The organism is Salinicoccus cyprini (genome assembly GCF_007713705.1).
Lineage (GTDB): Bacteria > Bacillota > Bacilli > Staphylococcales > Salinicoccaceae > Salinicoccus > Salinicoccus cyprini.
The window spans coordinates 68,981-89,898 of record NZ_VMSJ01000004.1; the positions used below are offsets into that span (position 1 = coordinate 68,981).

Sequence of the window (20,918 nt, forward strand, 5' to 3'; positions counted from 1 at the left end):
TTTTTGAAAATTCAATCATATATTGATATGAATAAGTCCTGCCATTTCAGCAGGACTTGATAAAATTATTTCCCACAGCATTTTTTATATTTTTTACCGCTGCCGCACGGACATGGATCATTTCTGCCCACTTTGACTTCGTTTACGACCGTCTGGGTCTTCAGTTCAGACTCCTTATGGCCGCGATATTTGAAGTGCCGTGTATTTTCCACGATACCGGCAATATTATCGAAGAACGCGCGCTGCGCCTCGGCACTGCTGAATTCCACATTCAGAGTCATCAAGTATTTGACGACTTCATCCCGTTTTGCTCCCTGCATGATGAGCTGCAGGAGTGAAATATATACGCTATGATGCTTGTTTGATGGAACATCCACATTCGATTCGACCCATTCCTTCAGCTGCCTGTGGTGCTTCGACTCATCAATATAGTTCGGGTCGCTGAATTTGATGAACTTCGCAAATTCCGGCTCATAGTATGGGCGGTCGCCCTGAAGCCTGTGCACCATTTCATACTGGTTGTAGTTCATATCATCAATGACAATCTGCTGGTTATCCTGATCGATTGAAATATCATAAGGTGAACGCTCGAGAAATTCAACAAGCGCTTTCGCGTCCATCTCCATGCCGTAGTACTTTTTGAATAGATGGATCAGCTGCTCGAAGCTGACGATGCCATAGAGATGAAGGGCTGCCCGGACAAGATTGAGCTTGCGCTGGATGGCCAGACGCGCTTCACGTCCCTCCTCGCTATCCACCTTGTCGAACAGTTCCGGTACACCTTCCGCTATGAAAAAGTCATCTTCCTGCGCCGGATCCTCAAAGGCATATCCCATGATATAGAGTCCGAACAGGTCCTCAAGATTGTACGTGGCTGCCGGTTCTGATTTGGACTGCTCCCATGTGGCAAAAGAACGGTCATCGATATATTTATAGGCATACTCTGCCGTCTCGCTTGTATACTGCTGTTCGACGATTGCATCGATCAGTTCACTTTTCTTGTATTTGGAAAAGTTCTTGATTGAAATCGTACGTGCCAGACGCTTGAGATCGGTCATATTGTAGTCTTTCAGATAGGTTTTTGCATTTCCCATATTAGAAAACTCCTCGCTCCTGATTCTACCCTTCATTTTACCACATTGCTGCGGTCATTGATAAATAATCAGAAGACGGCCAGGGCAATGTAGATGATGGCTGAAACCGTCACCGAACTGAGCAGCGTACTCATCATGACGATTTCAGCTGCATACTCCGGATCATCACTATACTCCTGGGCGATGATGGAGCTGTTGACCGCAGCCGGCATGGCAGATGTGATCAGTATCACCTGTGCCACAACACCTTCCATATTGAACAGTATGAGCATGGCGAAAGCCAGTGCCGGGCCGATGATGAGCCGTGCCAGGGCGCCGACGAATGCACTCCACCTGAGACGGCTGAATCTTATTCCGGCAATCTGCGCGCCGAGGATGAACAGGACAAGTCCGATCATGGCATTCCTCATGTAGTCGAGTGCGGTTTCAAACGGAGCGGGCATCGGCAGATGGAAATAGTTGAATATGAGACCGAGCAGGAGCCCGTAGAAGATGGGCATCTTGAAGTATGACAAAAGCGCCTTTGCCTGGCCCACATTCTTTGCGCTGAGTGAAAAGATGCCGTAGGAGAAGGCGAACATGTTCTGGAATACGACCAGCATCACCTGGATGCTCATGGCATACGGGTCGCTTCTGAACACAAGATCATTCACCGGCACCCCGTAGTTTCCAGCGTTGTAGAACAGGTTGGCGTTGGTGAACAGCACGGTCCGGTCCTTGTCGAGTTTCATAACCTTTGCGATCAGACGGGACAGGATGAAGGACAGCAAGGCATACAGGATCAGAAACAGCATGACGCCAAACAACAGGGAGAAGTCGATGGAAGATTCGTAGAGGCTCATGAAAATGAAGGCCGGCATGACGTAGTGGATGGAAAGCTTTGCAAGTGTCGAACGGTCGAGTTTGAACTTCAACTGGATGACATGGCCTGTGCCCACAATGAGCCCGATGGGCAGAATAATGCTGGTGAAGATAAAGATGAATTCATTCATTTCGTGTCATCCTTCTATAGCATGATAATGTATATGAATATGATCGATCCAAGTACGATGAAGAACAGCGGGACACGCAGCAGTGCCAGTATGACCGCAAAACCCCCACCGAGCACGCCATGCACAGGGTGCTCGACGGCGGTGAGAATGCCGGGGAAGATCAGTACACCGAGCGCTGCATAAGGGATATAATTCAAGTATGTAACACACCATGCGGGCAGCACCAGACGATCGACAATAAATGCCGGGATGATCCGTGGTATGATGGTGACAGCACAAAGCGCAGCGATAAGCAGGATCAATTGTATACCTCCGATCGTTCGAGAATCAGGCCAAGCAGAGCGGCAAGCAGTATGGCGGCAATGATGGCAATGCCTGATGGAAACGCGGGAATGATGCTCATGATATAGTGCAGCACCATGCCGAATACCGCAACAATGCCATATTTGTAATGGACTCTGACAGCCGGAATCAGCAATGCGATGAATAGTGCATAGAGGGCGATGCCGCTGGCGACGATCCATTCGTCACTCATCCATTCTCCGGCGAGATACCCCACGCCGGAGAATATGACCCAGAACAGGTAGGCGATGATGAAGGTCGCAAAATAGTTCAGAAATGTGCGCTGTTCCCGGGTGCTGTTTGCAGTCACCGCAAATGATTCATCCGTCACATAGGACGAGAGGATCAGCCGTTTCAGAAATGTTTCATGCTTAAGGTCGTAGTTGACCTTGAACGCCATGACAAAATGTCTCGAATTGAGCACGAATACAGCAATGGTGATGGCCAGTGCACTGCTTGATGTGAGCATCTGCAGAACAAGGAACTGGCTCGCACCTCCGTAGATCATGAAGCTCATCAGTACTGTATCCAGAAGAGACATGAGCGGTTTTGCACTGATTCCGAACGCAATCGCAACAGGAAGATATCCCATGCCGATGGTCACCCCGTCCATGATGGATCTTTTCAAAGCTGTCTGTGCCATGATATCCCCCCGTGATAGAATAATAGAAACATTTTAACATATCTGCACTGGACACGGCAGTGCCTTAAAAAAGATAAATTGGAGTGAGAGATAGAATGAAAGCATTAGCGCTCGATATGGATGGCACCATTCTCGATCATAGCGGGAACTTTTCCCAAAGTCTGGTCGAAACACTGGTTGAATTGAAAAAACGGGGCTTTCTCATTTTTTTTGCAACAGGACGGACGCCGCATGAAATCACCAGCATCACACCAGAAGGGTGTCCCATCGATGGTTATGTTGCAGCCAGCGGCATGGGCATCTACATCGATGACAGACTCGTTGAATCCGCCTCTTTCGAACCGGAATTTGTGGCACGGATGGTCGAAGAGGCCAGAAGCAAGGAGATATACTATGAAATCCATACACTCGAGCACTCCAGCCGGACACTGCTGCAGGATCAGGCATATGTATTTGAAGATCTCGGCCAGGACCAGCCTGAAACCATGATGAATGCTGAGTACCGCTATGCAGAAGAGACACTACAAAGCACTACGCAATGGGTGGAAAAGCTTACGTTCGAACACGTTGTGAAGATGTTCTTCTTCAGCACCGATATGAAGAAGATAAGAGACTGGTACGACTACCTCGACAACCACCAGGATAAGTCCATCTATGCACTCTATACGACAAGCCGCCACAATGCAGAACTCATGCTGAATGGCCGCGATAAGGCGAATGGCCTCGAGATTCTGCTCGATCACTATGACATCAGCTTCGAGGACGTGCACGCAATCGGCGACTCGATGAACGACCTGCCTCTGTTCGAGAGGGCCGGACGATCCACAGCAATGAAGAATGCGCCCGAGCCCATCAAGGAAAAAGCGGATGATATCACTTCACATACATGTGATGAAGGCGGTCTTGAACGCTACCTTATGGAAAGATATCTCGATTAGGGATCCTATTTTACTTTAAGGTACCAGACGTGACCTTCCATCAGCTCTTCAGAAACGATTTCATGACCCCCATCGGTCAGTTTGACGTCCACCGATGCCCCTTTCAGTTCAAGCTTCTGCTTCAGCTGATAGGCTTCCCCCGCTGTCGCCACCATATCGCGGGCGCCGGCTGTCAGCAGTATCTTCTTGCCGAGCAGTTCCGCCTTCTCGGGCACCTCGCCTTTATATGAAGGATGCATCAGCATCGCTCCGGTGACCGGGATTCGATGATTGAACAGCAGATGTGCAGCCATGTTGGCACCGTTCGAATAGCCGATGTAGATCGCCTTTTCAAGATCCAGTCCATACTCGTGCGCGAGATGTTCGAGCAGCCCGGCGATCTTTTCTCCTTCGGCGTTCAGGCTCTCCATATCATGCCCTCTGCCCTGACGCTTGAAAAACCGGACCTGCCCATCATCATCGGCATCACCGCGCAAAGCCAGTATATTTGCTGATCCGTCCACCATTGTGGCAACTTCAAGCAGATCCGTCTCCCTGCCCCCGCTGCCATGGAAAAGGATCAGCGTATTCTGCTTGCCGTTTTTTGCTTTTATGAATAGATGTTCCATTGTCACGTCCTCCTTTATTAGAGTTTACCCTATTACTATAATATACTTGAAGCAATAGACACAGAAGGAGCGATATTTATGACAGTAAAAGGTATCCATCACGTCTCTTCCATCACCAGGGAGATACTCGACAACCACGAATTCTATACGGACATTCTTGGACTAAGACTGGTGAAGAAGACAGTGAACCAGGACGATACAAGCATGTATCACCTCTTTTATGCCGACTACATGGGCACCCCGGGCGCAGATATCACATTCTTTGAAATCGTGAATGCACCGCAGTACCAGTCCGGCACCAACAGCATCTCGAGAACCTATTTCCGGGTACCGACGAGAGAGGCACTCGAATTCTTCAAGGAACGCTTTGCGGATGAAGGCGTCTATCATGAAGGCATCATCGAGCAGTTCGGCAGGACCATCATGAAATTCGAAGATAACGAAAGGCAGCGGCTTGCGCTGATTGTCGAACAGAGTGATGAACACACTACGCCGAATGACCATCCCGAAATACCCAATGAGTATGCCATCACTTCCATCGGTGCCGTCGAAGTGACCGTGCAGTACATCAAGCCGATGGTCCAGTTTCTGGAACTGCTCGGAGGTCGGGTTGAAGGTGAATTCGATGATGATGCTACTGAAGCTGTAGTCAACGTCGGCAACGGCAGCGTGTATGTCATCGAACAGCGCAACAGCCAGATCGAAAAGGAGGGCTATGGCAGTGTCCATCATTTCTCCCTGCGTGTGGATGATGAGGATGCCCTGCTTGAAATGAAGCAGAAGGTCGATCAGGAAAACTGGCGGAATTCCGGCATCGTCGACCGTCACTACTTCAAAGCACTCTATATTACTACGGTGGGCAATATTACAGTCGAAATCTCCACGGACGGTCCAGGCTTCGATGTTGATGAACCTGTGGAATCACTGGGAGAGAATCTGTCCCTGCCACCAAAATTCGAAGAGCAGCGCGACTTCATTGAAACATATCTGATTCCGATCAGATGATGGAGATTGAAATGCCCGACTGTATTGTTTGTCGTTTTTCAGGGTAGCCACTTAAAAAGGAAGGTGAGACTCATGAAATATGATGCCAAAGAAATTACAGCATTTTTTCAGACACTCGACCGCAGCAGGTTTATGGACCGGCATAAGGAACAGGCGGAAATGGATATGCCTTTCTCCATCGGTCATGGTCAGACGATATCCCAGCCTTCCCTCGTACTTGCAATGACCATCCGCCTCAAGCCTGGAACAGACCAAAGGGTGCTTGAGATCGGAACCGGCTCCGGCTTCCAGACAGCACTTCTCGCCAAGTTTTCAAATGAAGTGTATACCGTTGAAAGAATCAGAGCACTTCATGAAAGTGCCAAAGAAAAACTGGCGACAGAGGGATTTTCCAATATCCACTTCCACTATGGTGATGGCAATCTCGGCTGGGAGGAACATGCGCCCTATGACCGGATCATGGTGACTGCGGCCGCCAAGGAACTCCCCGCTGTCCTCGTCCGTCAGCTCTCACCCGGTGGAAAGATGATCATTCCCATCGGTGATACTTTCGCCCAGGACCTCCAGCTGGTCGAAAAGGATCCACATGGCAAAATTCGGACTTCATCCATCGAGCAGGTAAGATTTGTCGGAATGAAGGACGACAAGGCCTGACGGCTTTGTAGCAAGTGGATAAAAGCAAACCTCATCCTGTGGATGAGGTTACAGACTGTAGACAAAGTCATTATAAAATGACATGTCTTCAGTCTTTTTTTTGGGATTGAGTGGGGTGTGGTGGGGTGATGGCATCAACTCACCATCGTAGGCGGTGCCATGGCAAGTTAGGAGATTAATTCACCATCGCGGGCGGTGCCATGGCAAGTTGGAGGGCCAACCTCATTCCCACTCGCCCACCCCCAACAAACCTGAAACGCCATTGACGATGACCGAGTTTTCATTCACTTTCTCGACTTCGCCTCTCATATCATCAAATTCCACGATATTTCCGACTTTCGCTGCTTCTATTTCTACTTCCTCAAACCTCATTCTGTGGATGAGGCTTTTCACTGCCATCGATTATTTCGATGCAGAAACCGATGTCTTTGTCACCGCTTCAAGCTCGCTTTTCAGGAACTTTGCAAGTTCAAGCATGCCGAACTGGCCCGCTTCCGCTTCTGCATCGCTGTTATAGTTTGTATTCGTATTGATATCGTAAGTGTAGATGTTTCCTGCCTCATCCTGGATGAATTCGATGCCTGCGACCTGGATGTCATTGGATTTCAGGACCTGCTTGTATTTCTCGAGTACAGGGTGGTCGAAGTCCTGGACGATTCTGAACTTCGGCGTCTCGGCAGGTGCACTGTCTGCCGGGCAGAACAGATCCTCGATCGAGCATGTATCTGCAGGGCATAGTTCAAACCCTTCCGACGTATCGACACGGACGGCATAGACAAATTCACCGCCGACAAACTCACAGCGCGTAATGAAGGATTCCGGAGACTTGATGTAGTCCTGGAGCAGCGTCACGCCATCGACCGGCGCCTCGAACGCATCACTCTCTACATATCTTTCGAGTACCTCGATGGAATCGAACAGCTGGACACCAAGACCCTTTCCAGCACGGTTGTGCTTTGTGATGAAGGACTGACCTTCGAACTGCCTTGCAGCTTCAAGTATCTGGTCCTTTCCGACTGCAGCGACGGTTTTCGGTGTCTTTACACCATGCTCCTCGAGTTCCAGGTACTGCAGCACCTTGCTCACCTCAAGCTGAAGTGCCCGGCTGCCATTGATGACCGTACGACCATGATGCTCAAGCCATGCCAATACAGCATTGGAAAGTTCAGGTGCATAGCGGTTGCCGCGTGTATGTGACGAGGCACTCATCCTGTTGTAGAAGATGCCTTCAGGCGGTGTGGCTGTCAGATCCACCGTACCTTGAGACAGCTGCCAGTCCTCATAGGGCAGCCCCAGTTCATCGAGACGTCTGAAAAGATGTTCTGTCCATTCCGGATTTTCATGCAGTACATATATTTTAGCCATAGTCATTCCTCCTGCTTTGTCTATCTCCTACTGCTCGCAACTCTATCCTTTCCATCACCTGTTCCGCAACCGCTTAACCATCCATAAAAATAGAAGCCCTTTTCGGATAAGAAAAGAGCTTCCTGCACTTCATCTCTTCTCATCTTCCAGGCGTGCACCTGATGGAATTGGCACAGTGTTCAAAGAACCCGCTGCCGAAGCATCATAGGGCCATCTCCCTCAGCTTCTCTGGATAAGAATTAAATTCATATTAAATTAGTAGGTTAATGGATATGATAAAGCAGAAAGAATTGTCTGTCAATAGTTCAGCTTCTATAATAATACACTACGAGCTGTGTCCGGTCGCGCAGTTCGAGTTTGTTGAGCATCTGGGAAATGTAGTTCCTGACCGTCCCCTCGCTCAGGTACAGTTTTTCTGAAATCTCCTTGTTGCTGAGTCCTTCTGCAACAAGCTCCAGTATTTCACACTCCCGCTTTGATAGTGCCTCCATCGCCTTGAAATGGGATTTCGTCGCCATGCTTTTTACAATATCGCTGTCAAATACCATGTTGCCGGAAGCGACTGCCTGGATAGCAGGAAGAATGCCCTTGAAATTATCCTTCAAAAGATACCCCTTGCAGCCGATCTTCAGTGCTTCATGGATGTATGCATCATCTTTGAAAGTGGTGATCAGAAGAATATTGGCATCCGCCCACTGCTCAAGTATTTTTCGGCTCGCTTCCAGACCTGTTACACCATCCATTCTGATATCCGTCATAAGCAGATCGGGCTGATACTGTCTATACAGCTCAATCGCCTCCTCCCCGCTACGGCCCGTTGCGGCAACGGTATAGCCGGAACCTTCGAGAATGGTACTGAGAGCGCTGACCACCAGTGCATCATCATCCACTATGATTATGTTCATCTCTCTCCCCCTCCTTATATAATGTGATGTGGATTGTAAACCCGCCCTCATGGAATGTATTGAAGATGCCGTTGTACTTCCCGACCACTTCCTGCATGGCAAGCAGTCCCATCCCCTTTTTGACTGCTGGACGTTCCGACCCGTCATCTTTAATGGAGATTATGATGACATCCTTCTGTTCCCTGATTGCGATTCTGACGTTCTCGGCATCCGAATGCTTTCTGATGTTGGTCAGCGATTCCTTGACGATGCTCAATATATCCATCTTCATTTCATGGTCGAGAGCGGAAGTGACGTCATATCTCAGTCGTATGTGATACCGGTCCATCTCCTTGATGTAGTCACTGATCCTTGCCTCAAGATCAATCGAGGTTTCATACAGCTGATGGATGCTTGTCCGTATATCGTCCATGCCGTCCTTCAGACGCTCCTGCAGCAGTTGAAGAGACTCTTTTATCTTTTCTTCATCCTTTATGTATTGGAGGGATTCTATCAGCAGGATGCTTGTACTGAGTGAGTGGCCGAGCGCGTCATGCATTTCCCGTGCGATGCGATTGCGCTCATTAAGCCCCGCCATATGAACATCCTTCTCGTGATTTTTAAGCAGTTCATTATGCTGCCGTCTAAGCAGCAGGTTGTCGCTCGTCAGCTGATCCCTTATTTTCCGGTTCTCCCTTTCATATGAATCAAGCCTTGCCCTCAGATAGCTCATGTAGAGGACGAAGAGTGCAATCATCAGTAGGATGACCTCCGCTTCGATGAAAAGGAGGACCAGCGTGGCGAAGGCAATGCTCCCGTATCTTACTGCGACCACCAGTGTGAACAGCGGCATATAGAATATCCACTCTGTGCTTGCGAAGATGAAGACCAGATAGACTGCTGATACGGCAAGCACACTGTAGCGGTATTCAAACACATCCACAATGAAGAACAGGATGAAGGCAAGTAGCGCGATCACGAGGCTCGGCTCGTCAATGGTGATGAAGTAGTACGCCGTGAGAATAAAATAAAGAACCATCTTTTCCATTACATTTATCAGGTCAGCCACCCCCATTCATGACAGATGTCATGTGCAGTCATTATTCTATACACTAACGCAGAACTTAATAACAGTATAAACTGAAAGCATCAATCAATACAGGGGGATATTGCCATGATCAGAATGGAGAACGTCGTCAAAAGATATAATGAGCTGATCGCACTGGACCATTTTTCTTTTGCAGCAAAAGAAGGAGAAATCATCGGACTGCTCGGTCCGAATGGATGCGGCAAGACCACCGCAATCAACTGCATGCTGTCACTACTTACTTTCGACAAAGGAGAAATCGAGATATTCGGCCAGCAGGTGCATCCGAACAACAATGCGGTCAAAAGCCGAATCGGCATCGTACCCCAGGAGCTGGCCATCTTCGACAAGCTGAATGTCTACGAGAACATCGACTTCTACTGTGGACTCTATGTGACGGACCGCAAGAAACGCAAGGCGCTTGTTGAGGAGGCGATCGAGTTTGTGGATCTCGGCAAGTACCGCAAGTTCGTTCCAAAGAAGCTGAGCGGCGGCCTGAAACGACGCCTCAACATTGCTTGCGGAATCGCGCATAAGCCGGCGCTTCTGTTCATGGATGAGCCGACGGTCGCAGTCGACGCACAGAGCAGGAACTTCATACTGGAAGGCATACGTAAAATGAAAGCCCAGGGAACGACCATCATCTATACAACCCACTACCTGGAAGAGGCCGAGCAACTGTGCGACCGCATGGTAATCATGGATTCCGGTCGTAATATTGCTTCCGGTACTGTCCATGAGCTGCAGAACACAATCTCCACGCAAGAACGGATTGAAGTCGGCTTCATTACAGAAGATCAGACAATCGAGGCACAGCTTGAAGAGCTGCCCCACGTCGTAAAGGTGACAAAAAGAAATGGAAACTACCTGATCCATTTTGAAAAGCAGGAGAACAATCTGCCGGATCTCATCAAGTTCATGGAATCAAGAGGTATGAGCTATACGGAGCTTTCAAGTGAGCGGTCGACACTGAGTGACATCTTTCTCGAACTCACAGGAAAGGAGCTGAGGGACTGATGGTGATTCTACGCATGATCAGATACTTGATCAGTATCAATTTCAAGGACTTCGGCTACTGGTTCTGGACCTTATGCTATCCGCTCCTGATGTGCGGATTGTTCACAATGACCACATCGAGTATGGGGGGTACGGAAATCGAAGACATAGAAGTCGGTATCGAACCCGGGCATCCCGTGACGGAAGTGCTCGGCACCATCGATTTCATCGTTCTCACGGAGCTTGGTGAAAGCGAGGCTGTGGACAGGATGAAAGCAGGCGAGATGGCCGGCTACGTGCATGGCAGCACTGAACTTGAACTGCTCGTGACAGAGACGGGCATCAACCAGACGATTCTCCAGTCGGTGCTGGATCAGATCAGGAATGTCAGCGCGTCCGGCATCCCTTTCCAAAATTTCGACTATGATCAGGAGTACATCATTCCGAACAGCCAGAATGCTGAACCGGAAACCGTACTGTTCTATGCATTGATCAGCATGATCTCCATCTACGGCATGTTTTCGGCCATCGAATTCGTTTCAACAGTGCAGCCGAACTTGAGCCTGATGGGCGCACGATTCTCAGCCAGCCCATACAGCAAATACAAATTCCTCTTTTCAAGTGTCGCCAGCTCTCTGCTGCTGAATGTACTATCCAATACAGTTGTCCTCTCGGCCATCGCCATATTCTATCAGATGTCGCTCTTCACCGAGCTGTGGTCGACCCTTCTGTTGATTTTCATTGCCAACATGACCGGAATCGGCCTTGGACTGTTCATCGGTCTGATTCCAGGCATCAATGCCAATATCAAAACGACCTTTGCAGTCATCTTCATGATTACTCTGTCGTTCCTGGCCGGGCTGATGGGTCCCGAAATCAGAACAATCATCGGTGAAAATATGCCGTGGCTGAACACCTTGAACCCGCTTGCCAGAATGACGGATACGATGTACAGGATCAACTTCCTCGGCAACTACAGTGACTACCTGCCAACAATCGGTCTGCTCCTGGCATATGCACTGCTGCTCTTTGGCGTGACACTACTTGTATTGAGGAGGAAACAATATGACAGTATTTAAATCCATACTCCTCCACTTCTGGAAGTATAAGTACCTGATGCTGATTTTTCTGACCGCTTTTTTCATCTTTGCATTCGGATTTTCACAGAACAGCGGCGGTCAGGCTTATGAAAGTGAAGCGCTCGACCTGAAAGTCATCGACCAGAGCCGCAGTGAAATCAGCAGAGGATTCATAGACTACCTCTCTTCGGACAATACTGTGGAGGTGGTGGATGACAGTACGGATTTTGGCGCACTCGAAGAAGAGATATTTCTTGGTATCAGTGACGGCATCATTCGAATACCTTCCAATCTCGAAGAACGGCTTGCCGATGCCGCACCGGCTGTCGAAGTCATCAGCGATCAGAGGGGCATGGCTCATCTGCAGATTGAAAACGTTGTGAACCGCTATTTCATCTTCCTGGACGCTGAACAATCGACTTCCAGTGAAGTGGACATCGAACAGATGAACGCACTCCTTGCGGATGGAGTTCCCGTAGAGCTTCACGAGTCTGTGGATGTCGCCTCCCAGAACAACTTCAGCTATATGAGCACCTTCATCAGCTTCGCAGGCTACTGGATCATGCTTTTCCTGCTCATCATCGTCGGCAACGTCATGTCCGAGTTCAATACGACAGAACTGAGACAGCGTATCGACGTCTCCCCTATGCCGACCCGGACTCTGATGGTCCAGATGATTTCGGCACAGACAGTCATCGGACTGTTCGTTGTATGTTTCATGCTTTATGGTGGCATCATGCTGAGAGCAGGACATCTTGAAGGGATACCGCTTGTAAAGATGTTCGTTGCACTTGTGCTGATTACATCATTCACCTTGTCCATCCACTATGTCATCGGAGCTCTGACGACGAACAAGTTCATCATAAACGGTCTCGCCAACTTCCTTGCCATCGGCATGGCCTTCATGTCCGGCATCATGGTCCCGCTTGAAATCATGGGAGAGACGGCTCAGAATATTGCACACTACCTGCCGCTCTACCATTTCACCCAGATTTACGCAGAACCGGATATTTCATGGACTGACAGCAGCTTTCCGATATTGATTGTCGTCCTTTATACAGCGGCATTCCTGATTATCGGGATGATTCTCGAGAACAAGAAGAAAATCGCTTCATAGACAATGAACGCCCCTGGAGCTTTGCTCCAGGGGCGTTCATTCTACTGTTGTACTGCTTCAGGCAGTTCTATCTCACCTACATCATTGAAGGATGTGAACTCGACATCTCCGGAGAGTTCATATGTACCTTCCGCGTCTTCACCTTGCGCTTCATAAGTGATCGACTGGATGAGTGAATCGTCTTTGCCGACAACAATTTCTACATCGTTCTCCACTTTTGAAGTATCGATATTTCCGAATTCCACTGCAAACAGTTCTTCGAACGTTTCAAACACTTCGTTGCTCTGTCCTTCAAGCGTATAGATCACCTGGTCTCCATTTTCCTCCGATTCAAGTTCACTCTTGATATCGGCAAATGACAGGATTGCGTTCCTGTAGGTGACGTGATAGAGCTGATCCACATTGACCGAATCGGATATGTCGATCCAATCCGTACCATTATTGTAGAATGTCGTCCCATCCTTTGAGATTGTACGGTCCTCACCTTCAGACATCAGATGAAGGGATGGTGGTTCTTCATCCTTGAACCTTACCTCCGCTTCGAGCATTTCAGGCTGTCCGCCATCGACAACAGCAGTAAGGTCAAGTGTCGCCTGATAGCTTTCGATCGTCTCGGCCTGCTCGAGAATCGCCGACAGCGACGCATCGTCCGTCTCTATTTCCGAGAGCTGCCTGTCTTCCGTTTCCGCTGTCGCTGTTTCGGTTGTTTCCTGTGCCGCTTCACCTGATGTCTCCTCTATATCACCCTGCTGTGCATCCTCCTGGCAGCCGGCAAGAATGGCCGTTGCCGCCACGGTGGCAAGCAGATACTTTGGTACATTCATATTTCCTTACTCCTTAGAACGCTGATTTCCATAAATCATATCACGATTTTTTTCAATTCACTAATAATATGCTAGTAGCCCGCGCGCCTTCTCGGTGTTTTTCGAGCCTGGCTGCGCATTTCCCTGAATCGGCTGAATGTGTAGAGCGCAAGCCCGCCCCATATGAAGATATAGGCAACGGTATGGATATCCGTAAAGGCCTCTCCATACATGAAGACACCAATCAGAAGCATGATTGTCGGTGCAAAGTACTGCAGAATGCCGATCAGTGACAGACGGATGCGCTGTGCACCGAGTGAGAACAGCAGCAGCGGGATTGCTGTGATGACACCTGTACCGATCATGATGAGACTGTCCATATTGATGCCGAAGCTGCCGACGCCACTGCCTTCGAGGAACAGGATATAGATCAGCGCAAATGGCGCCAGTACAAATGTTTCGACAGCAAGTGCAAATACGGCGTCCATATTGATGACCTTCTTGATCAGGCCGTAGACGCTGAATGACAGTGCCAGATACAGCGAAATCCATGGCGCTGAACCAAGACCGATTGCAAGATATGCCACCCCTGCAAAGACGATGATGATTGCAACCCATTGCAGCTTTGAAAAGCGTTCACCGAGAACGACGAAACCGATCAGAATGCTGATCAGTGGATTGATGTAGTAGCCGAGGCTCGCATCCAGAATATGTCCATTATTTACAGCGATGATGTACATCAGCCAGTTCGAGGTGATGATGACCGAAGCCGCAAACAGCGCAATGATCTTCTTTTTTTCTTTGAAGATGAATTTCAGATCTTTGTAGAATAGATGCATCCTGTTTGTCACGATGATGAAGACGATCATGAATATGAATGACCAGAACACCCTGTGGGCGATGATTTCATATGAAGAAATATCTTCAACCTGCTTCCAGTAGATGGGCAGGAATCCCCATATCAGATAGGCTCCAAGCGCAAACAGAATGCCTTTTTTATTTTCGCTCAATTGCGCACCTCCGTTTTAGACACTACTGCAATTCTACTCCATGCACATGCCATTTAAAATATAAAAGAAGATTGAAACCGAAGTTTCAATCTTCTGAACAGGATCATACCTGAGGCTGGGCCTGGTGCTGCTGATCCAGCCGGTCACGGCCCTTGAAGTAGTAGGCTGTGATGCTGCCGACCATGAAGTACATTACGATGAGGTAGGCGATCAGCATGAACAGGACCCCGGCCGAAAGCAGTACGATGAAGGCCGTCTCTGCGAAGAAGCCGCCGAGCAGAACTGCAGCAATGATGAAAAGTGCATAGACGATGATCGGCACCACCCATAGGATCAGATTGCTGAATATCAGCTTCATGACACTCTCTCCACTGCGGAACATGACGTCCCAGGCCATCTGGAATTTTTCAGTCGTCGGTGTCAGCGGTTCATCGATGTAGGCCATATAGACCAGGAACATGTAGATGGTCACCAGCACATATGGAATGTATGAAAGCAGGACAACCAGCAGATTGAGCACGATCACTGCAACGACCGAGCCTGTCTGGCCGCCTGTAGACGTGCTTTCCATATTGGAGGGATCAAAAACCGCCAGCAGTGGTGCATTGACTGCCATGGTAAGCACCTGGACGATCATACCGACTGCGAAAGAGAAAATGAAGTAGCCGATGAGTGTCAGCAGGCCCATCTTGATGACTTTGCTGTAGTTCCCTTTGCTGAATACCTTGAAGACATCTTTGAATCTGAAGTTTCGACCGCGGTATGCGGCGGCAAAATAACGCATGATGCCGACGGCTAATGGATAGAAGACAAAAATTGCTGTAAGTATCAATAGCAGGAAGAGTGCGATGGCAGGCAGTACTGCGAGGCCGGTGTCGAGTACGAAGAATGGCACGATCATGAGCAGCCCCAGCAGGATGCAAGCCGCATAGATCAGGATAAAAACCAGTACGGATGACCAGAACGTTTTCATGTGAAGATCTCTGCCGTTGTCCTTGTAGGCGCCTTGGTATTGGAACATGGTATTTCTCCTTTATGTATCATTTTTTCCAGTATAGCATGACAGTATTTGCCTTTTAAAACATAACATATGTTTTGTCACGATTTGTGTGCCAAACTCGCTTTTTGTTTATATTGTAAGCGTACACGTTACACGCTATCATTTAGTTACAAACCAATTATTCACAAGGGGGAAAACACATGTCCGAAGAAAAGAAAGGCTTTTCACGCAAAGTTCAGGCGTTCGGTTCATTTTTGAGCAGCATGATCATGCCGAACATCGCCGCCTTCATCGCCTGGGGTCTTATTACTGCATTATTCATTGAAGCTGGCTGGTGGCCGAATGAGGACCTCGCCGGCATGGTCGGTCCAATGATCACCTACCTGCTGCCACTGCTTATTGCATATACTGGTGGTAAGCTTGTCCATGATGTACGTGGTGGGGTTGTCGGCGCCACTGCGACAATGGGTATCATCACTGCATTTCCGGATTCACCGATGCTGCTCGGCGCTATGATCATGGGTCCACTGGGTGGCTATCTGATCAAGCAGCTCGACCGTGTCCTCGTTCCTAGAATCCGTCAGGGACTTGAAATGCTCGTCAACAACTTCTCTGCAGGTATCCTTGCATTCCTGCTCGCACTATTCGGTTTCTACGGGCTTGGTCCAGTCGTATCATGGCTGACCAACATGCTCGGAAACCTCGTTGACATCGTCGTCGAAGCAGGACTGCTGCCACTGGCAAGCATATTCATCGAGCCTGCCAAAGTACTGTTCCTGAACAACGCTATCAACCACGGTGTACTCACACCGCTTGCGACCGAGGAAGTGCAGGAAGCGGGACGCTCCATCCTGTTCACGCTGGAATCGAACCCGGGACCTGGTTTTGGTATCCTGCTGGCCTACATGGTATTCGGTAAAGGTACAGCCCGCGCAACAGCACCTGGTGCAGCCATCATCCAGTTCGTCGGTGGTATCCACGAGATCTACTTCCCGTACATCCTGATGCAGCCGATACTCGTTGTTGCAGCCATCCTTGGTGGCGCGTCCGGCATCCTGACATACACGCTGTTCGATTTCGGTCTTTCCGGCCCACCGGCACCAGGCAGTATCATCGCCTACGCCGCCATGACGCCAAGAGGGGATCTGCTCATCATGCTTCTCGGTGTATTCGCAGCAACACTTGTATCATTCATCGTCGCTTCACTGCTGCTCAAGTTTACAAAACAGCCTGATGACGATATTGCAGGCGCAACGCAGAAGATGGAAGCGGCAAAAGGCAAGAAGTCCACTGTTGCAGGTACACTGAGCCAGTCGGAAGCGACAGCTGATGAAGCGGTCGCAACAACGTTCGACTACAGCAAGGTTGATAAAATTGTATTCGCTTGTGACGCTGGAATGGGTTCAAGTGCCATGGGAGCGGGTATGCTTAAGAATAAGTTCAAGAAAGCAGGACTCGACATCGAAGTGACGAACTCTGCAATCAACCAGCTCAAAGGTGACGAAGACATCATCATCACCCAGAAAGTACTGACTGAACGCGCTGAAAGCAAAGTGCCGACTGCCAAACACATTTCAGTCGACAACTTCCTGAACAGCCCGAAATACGATGAATTGACAGAAGAACTGAAGAAACAGCAATAGTCTGAATGAACCAAAGGAGGTACCATTATGATCAGCTCAAGAGAGAAGAAAATCATCAACGAGCTCATATATCATAATGGTACCTTTCTACTTATTAAAGAGCTCTCGGATAAACTGGGTGTGTCGTCAAGAACCGTCCACCGTGAGCTGAAGAATGTGACAGAAACACTCGAACAGCTTGGTATACAGATGATCAGGGAGTATAGGAAAGGTGTCAAGGTGATGCTTGATACATCAGAAATCGATGCACTTACAGCCTTCATCAATGCCCATGCGGACAAGGACCTGAGCAACGAGGAGAAAAAAGTGGCGCTCATCTACAACCTCATGCTGAACTCGGAGGGCATCAAAAAGAGTGCACTTGCTGTGGAACTCGGGGTCAGCGAGCATACAGTCGATGAACTGATCGGACAGATGACGGAGAGGCTTCGCACATTCGAACTCGAAATCACCAAGATCCGGTCGGTCGGCATCCGGCTTGTCGGTGATGCGCTGAACAAGCAGAATTTCCTGGCCGACATGATGGTCAATGAACTCAACTCCAACAGCATCTACTCCGTCATCGAGAACAACTTCGTGTTCAGTTCCCTCGTCAATAATAAGATTATGGGACTGCTTGAAGCCGACAACATCTTCAAGGTGGAACGGCTGCTCATGGATGAACTGGATGTGCTGCCCTACCAGCTGACCGAAAACGCTTATCTGAATCTGACGCTCCATATCGTACTGGCAATAGACCGGATCGAGCATGCCAACAACGTATCGGTAAAGCAGTCGCTGAAAGACGAATTGAGGGAAACCCAGGAGTTCGAAGTGTCCATGGCACTGACCAGCAAACTGGAAGCAGAGTTCTCGATCACTTTTCCAGAAGAGGAGGTCTACTTCATATGCATGCACCTCCGGGGCAGCCGCAGGAAGTACCAGTCGGAACGGGACACGGATTCCATCGAGTCATCGACCGAACAGTTCATCAATGCTGTCAGCCGGAGGATGGACTATCCTTTCTACGCCTACCCTGAACTCAAGGAAGGACTGATTCTTCACATCGAACCGACACTGCATCGGATGGAGTCCGGCATCATCACCGTCAACCCGCTGCTCGATACAATAAAGGAGAAATATCCGGCACTATTCGAAGTCGTCGGTGAGAGCTTCAAGCAGCACTTTAAGACACGCAAGCTGAACGAATCGGAGATCGGATTTCTGATCATCCATTTCGGCGGCATCCTGCATGCCAACCCGAAGATCGAAGTGACGACGGTATGTTCAAGCGGTATCGGCACGAGCCGGATTCTGGCGAACCAGTTGAGGACCAAGTTCAACAATATGTATATCCGACAGGAGCTTTCCATATCCGAAGTGGCGGATACCGAAATCCATGATAACGAGCTGGTCCTGAGCACCGTTCCGCTCGACCTTGAAAATTATATCCTTGTCAGTCCACTGCTTGATGACAGTGATGAAAAGAAGATCATGGCGGCCATCTCACGTCTCGATGCCGCCCCGCTGCCGAGTGTGCCGGAGAGGGAAAAAGTGGCGGTAGAGATCGATCCGGACCAGGTCATCCAGGCATCGGAACTGTATCTCAACCGGCATTATATTACAGGTGAGGAGCATACCGATGCCATCGCCTCGATCCGGAATGCACTTGTCTCTGAAACACACATGTCACAGGACGACATCTCGGAAATCATCACAATGCTTGAAGAACGGTTCGAAACAACCGGATTCACCGTTGGAGAAACTGGTTTTTCCTATCCGCATATCCGATCTCCGGTCATCAGAACCCATCGGATGGTGTTTATTCACAACCAGGCGGGTATAGAAGACCGGAACTACAAAGGAGATGCAGTGACCGTCAGTCACCAGATTCTGCTGCTTGTTCCAGAAGATACACTGATTGCTGACATGATCAGCGACGTAAGCATACTCTTTGGAGAGCACCACCTCGATATCAGCCGGGTGTTTGAATCTCCGGATGAAGTGGAAAATATAATAAAAAACTATATTAGGACAATCTACAAATAGAAGGGAAATGATTTTAGATGATACAGAAGGAAAATATTGTACTGAACCAGACAGCAGGCTCAAAAGAGGAAGCAATCAGGAAAGCTGGACAGATCCTTGTCGACCAGGGGGCTGTTGAGGAAGCGTATATCGACTCCATGCTCGAGCGTGAGAAAGTGGTTTCCACATTCATGGGTAATGGGCTTGCCATCCCGCATGGTACAGATGAAGGCAAGACGTCCGTCATCAAGAGCGGACTCTCACTCGTACAAGTACCGGGCGGCGTCGATTTCGACGGCAACGAGGCTAAAGTAGTGCTCGGTATCGCCGGCAAGAACAACGAACACCTCGAAATGCTGCAGAAGATTGCTGTGCTGTTTTCAGATGAGGAAAATGCAGAGAAAGTAATCAATGCGTCATCTGCCGAAGAAATCATCGACCTGTTCGAAAACGAGGACCTTTAATATGAAGGCTGTTCATTTTGGAGCAGGCAACATCGGTCGCGGTTTCATCGGCAAAGTACTGCACGATAACGGCTATGAAGTGACATTTGCAGACGTCAATGCGGAAATCATCGATGCATTGAACACGGATCATGAATACACGGTCCATATTTCGGAAGAAAATGGTGCATCCTATAAGATTAGCGGCGTTTCCGGCATCCACACTGCCAATGACACAGCAAAGCTGGCTGAAACGGTAGCTGAAGCAGACATCATTACGACCGCGGTCGGCGTCAACATACTGCCGATCATTGCGAGAACACTGGCACCTCATCTGGCGAATCGTACGACGGACAGACCTTTGAATATCATTGCGTGCGAAAATGCAGTACTGGCAACAGATTCACTGAAGGCAGCCGTTCTAGCGGAAGTCGATGAAGCAGCACTTTCAAACGTCGGCTTCCCGAACTCTGCTGTCGACCGTATCGTACCGATACAGAAGAACGACAATATACTGGATGTAAAGGTCGAGCCGTTCTATGAATGGGTGATTGAGAGAGGCAAGTGGGCAGGCGAAAACAAGCTTGAAGGTGTAAATTATGTAGAAGACCTCATGCCGTATATTGAACGGAAGCTGTTCACGGTAAATACGGGACATGCAGCCATCGCCTACTATGGCAAGACGCTCGGCTATACGACCGTATCCGAAGCCATGGACGACGAAAAAGTCGTCGCCTACCTGAGAGAAGTACTCGGAGAGACGACGCACTACCTGACCGAGAATTATGAGTTTACAGAAGCTCAGCAGAAAGAATATATCGAAAAGATCATCGCCAGATTCAAAAACCCATATCTGTCGGATGATCTCGACCGTGTTGGACGCGGTGTTCTGAGGAAGCTCGGCCCGAATGACCGGATCATCAAACCACTTGTCTATCTGCACGAAAACAATATGGATCACGAGGCATTATCGAAACTCGTCATGTACACATTGCAGTTCGATAACAGCGAAGATCCGGAACAGGTCGAGATGAATGCCAGAATCGAATCAGCTGGAACAGACGGGTTCCTGGCCCAGCACAGTAAACTTGGCAGCCAGCTTATAGAAGAGATTAAATCCAGCATATAATATAAATTCCCGTGCATTCAGATGCACGGAAATTTATTATTTTACCCCACTTTATAGTCGATGAAACCAGGCAGCATAA

21 protein-coding genes, 1 pseudogene and 1 riboswitch are annotated in these 20,918 nt (G+C 49.0%); of the genes and pseudogenes, 10 read left to right on the forward strand and 12 right to left on the reverse strand.

All coding sequences use genetic code 11. The annotated features are described in order from the left end of the window. Nucleotides 1–65 precede the first annotated feature (65 nt). From FO441_RS09540 to FO441_RS12695, 4 genes are all read right to left on the reverse strand, one after another. Entirely contained in the window at nucleotides 66–1,094 is a 1,029-nt protein-coding gene (locus FO441_RS09540; protein WP_145289247.1) for a Rho termination factor N-terminal domain-containing protein, read from the reverse strand. Between the two features lie 68 nt (nucleotides 1,095–1,162). Next, the gene (locus FO441_RS09545; RefSeq protein WP_145289250.1) at nucleotides 1,163–2,086 is read right to left on the reverse strand and encodes an AEC family transporter; all 924 of its coding nucleotides are present in this window, start codon (nucleotides 2,084–2,086) and stop codon (nucleotides 1,163–1,165) included. A 14-nt stretch (nucleotides 2,087–2,100) separates the two neighbouring features. Further along, nucleotides 2,101–2,388: an AzlD domain-containing protein gene (locus tag FO441_RS12690; RefSeq protein WP_246095103.1), complete on the reverse strand. Its 288-nt coding sequence runs from the start codon at nucleotides 2,386–2,388 to the stop codon at nucleotides 2,101–2,103. Beyond that, nucleotides 2,385–3,071, reverse strand: a complete 687-nt coding sequence (locus tag FO441_RS12695; protein ID WP_145289256.1) for an AzlC family ABC transporter permease — start codon at nucleotides 3,069–3,071, stop codon at nucleotides 2,385–2,387. Before FO441_RS12695 ends, FO441_RS12690 begins: the two co-directional genes overlap by 4 nt. A gap of 95 nt (nucleotides 3,072–3,166) precedes the next feature. Between FO441_RS12695 and FO441_RS09560 the strand changes: the two genes are divergently transcribed. Beyond that, nucleotides 3,167–4,009, forward strand: a complete 843-nt coding sequence (locus tag FO441_RS09560; protein ID WP_145289259.1) for an HAD-IIB family hydrolase — start codon at nucleotides 3,167–3,169, stop codon at nucleotides 4,007–4,009. Between the two features lie 5 nt (nucleotides 4,010–4,014). On the opposite strand, the gene FO441_RS09565 is transcribed toward FO441_RS09560, so the two are convergent. Further along, nucleotides 4,015–4,617 carry an alpha/beta hydrolase gene (locus FO441_RS09565; protein WP_145289262.1) on the reverse strand — a complete coding sequence of 201 codons (603 nt, stop codon included), beginning with the start codon at nucleotides 4,615–4,617 and terminating at the stop codon, nucleotides 4,015–4,017. Nucleotides 4,618–4,695: 78 nt separating this feature from the next. Between FO441_RS09565 and FO441_RS09570 the strand changes: the two genes are divergently transcribed. Then, nucleotides 4,696–5,622, forward strand: coding sequence for a VOC family protein (locus tag FO441_RS09570; RefSeq protein WP_145289265.1), 927 nt, complete (start codon nucleotides 4,696–4,698; stop codon nucleotides 5,620–5,622). A gap of 72 nt (nucleotides 5,623–5,694) precedes the next feature. Next, entirely contained in the window at nucleotides 5,695–6,276 is a 582-nt protein-coding gene (locus tag FO441_RS09575; protein WP_145289268.1) for a protein-L-isoaspartate(D-aspartate) O-methyltransferase, read from the forward strand. 261 nt (nucleotides 6,277–6,537) lie between these two features. Here the strand turns inward: FO441_RS09575 and FO441_RS09580 are convergent. The 4 genes and pseudogenes from FO441_RS09580 to FO441_RS09595 form a co-directional block, all read right to left on the reverse strand. After that, nucleotides 6,538–6,648: pseudogene (locus tag FO441_RS09580) on the reverse strand (DUF2187 family protein); the annotation flags it as partial. A 30-nt stretch (nucleotides 6,649–6,678) separates the two neighbouring features. Then, nucleotides 6,679–7,641: an ATP-grasp domain-containing protein gene (locus tag FO441_RS09585; protein ID WP_145289271.1), complete on the reverse strand. Its 963-nt coding sequence runs from the start codon at nucleotides 7,639–7,641 to the stop codon at nucleotides 6,679–6,681. Between the two features lie 136 nt (nucleotides 7,642–7,777). Then, nucleotides 7,778–7,880, reverse strand: a riboswitch (SAM riboswitch). Between the two features lie 66 nt (nucleotides 7,881–7,946). Beyond that, nucleotides 7,947–8,546 (reverse strand): response regulator transcription factor, encoded by a 600-nt coding sequence (locus tag FO441_RS09590; RefSeq protein WP_145289273.1) that lies wholly within the window; start codon nucleotides 8,544–8,546, stop codon nucleotides 7,947–7,949. Then, entirely contained in the window at nucleotides 8,524–9,594 is a 1,071-nt protein-coding gene (locus tag FO441_RS09595) for a sensor histidine kinase (RefSeq protein ID WP_246095105.1), read from the reverse strand. Before FO441_RS09595 ends, FO441_RS09590 begins: the two co-directional genes overlap by 23 nt. A 105-nt stretch (nucleotides 9,595–9,699) precedes the next feature. On the opposite strand from FO441_RS09595, the gene FO441_RS09600 reads away from it, so the two are divergent. The 3 genes from FO441_RS09600 to FO441_RS09610 are packed head-to-tail and all read left to right on the forward strand — an operon-like array spanning nucleotide 9,700 to nucleotide 12,804. Beyond that, nucleotides 9,700–10,629: an ABC transporter ATP-binding protein gene (locus FO441_RS09600; RefSeq protein WP_145289276.1), complete on the forward strand. Its 930-nt coding sequence runs from the start codon at nucleotides 9,700–9,702 to the stop codon at nucleotides 10,627–10,629. Further along, nucleotides 10,629–11,687, forward strand: coding sequence for an ABC transporter permease (locus tag FO441_RS09605; RefSeq protein ID WP_145289279.1), 1,059 nt, complete (start codon nucleotides 10,629–10,631; stop codon nucleotides 11,685–11,687). Before FO441_RS09600 ends, FO441_RS09605 begins: the two co-directional genes overlap by 1 nt. Further along, the gene (locus FO441_RS09610) at nucleotides 11,674–12,804 is read left to right on the forward strand and encodes an ABC transporter permease (RefSeq protein ID WP_145289282.1); all 1,131 of its coding nucleotides are present in this window, start codon (nucleotides 11,674–11,676) and stop codon (nucleotides 12,802–12,804) included. The genes FO441_RS09605 and FO441_RS09610 overlap by 14 nt, the downstream gene beginning before the upstream one ends. Nucleotides 12,805–12,845: 41 nt before the next feature. Here FO441_RS09610 and FO441_RS09615 read toward each other — a convergent pair whose 3' ends face one another. From FO441_RS09615 to FO441_RS09625, 3 genes are all read right to left on the reverse strand, one after another. After that, complete coding sequence (locus FO441_RS09615; protein ID WP_145289285.1) at nucleotides 12,846–13,628, reverse strand: hypothetical protein; 783 nt, start codon at nucleotides 13,626–13,628, stop codon at nucleotides 12,846–12,848. A 71-nt stretch (nucleotides 13,629–13,699) separates the two neighbouring features. Then, nucleotides 13,700–14,617 carry an EamA family transporter RarD gene (gene rarD, locus FO441_RS09620; protein WP_145289288.1) on the reverse strand — a complete coding sequence of 306 codons (918 nt, stop codon included), beginning with the start codon at nucleotides 14,615–14,617 and terminating at the stop codon, nucleotides 13,700–13,702. Nucleotides 14,618–14,720: 103 nt separating this feature from the next. After that, on the reverse strand, nucleotides 14,721–15,638 hold the full coding sequence (locus FO441_RS09625; protein ID WP_145289291.1) for a hypothetical protein: 918 nt from the start codon (nucleotides 15,636–15,638) through the stop codon (nucleotides 14,721–14,723). A gap of 179 nt (nucleotides 15,639–15,817) precedes the next feature. Here FO441_RS09625 and FO441_RS09630 point away from each other — a divergent pair, with 179 nt between their 5' ends. The 4 genes from FO441_RS09630 to FO441_RS09645 are packed head-to-tail and all read left to right on the forward strand — an operon-like array spanning nucleotide 15,818 to nucleotide 20,839. Continuing rightward, nucleotides 15,818–17,260, forward strand: a complete 1,443-nt coding sequence (locus FO441_RS09630) for a PTS mannitol transporter subunit IIBC (RefSeq protein WP_145289295.1) — start codon at nucleotides 15,818–15,820, stop codon at nucleotides 17,258–17,260. Between the two features lie 27 nt (nucleotides 17,261–17,287). After that, nucleotides 17,288–19,288, forward strand: a complete 2,001-nt coding sequence (locus FO441_RS09635; RefSeq protein WP_145289298.1) for a BglG family transcription antiterminator — start codon at nucleotides 17,288–17,290, stop codon at nucleotides 19,286–19,288. Between the two features lie 17 nt (nucleotides 19,289–19,305). Beyond that, nucleotides 19,306–19,731 (forward strand): PTS mannitol transporter subunit IIA, encoded by a 426-nt coding sequence (locus FO441_RS09640; protein ID WP_145289302.1) that lies wholly within the window; start codon nucleotides 19,306–19,308, stop codon nucleotides 19,729–19,731. Nucleotide 19,732: 1 nt separating this feature from the next. Continuing rightward, entirely contained in the window at nucleotides 19,733–20,839 is a 1,107-nt protein-coding gene (locus tag FO441_RS09645; protein WP_145289305.1) for a mannitol-1-phosphate 5-dehydrogenase, read from the forward strand. Nucleotides 20,840–20,918 lie beyond the last annotated feature (79 nt).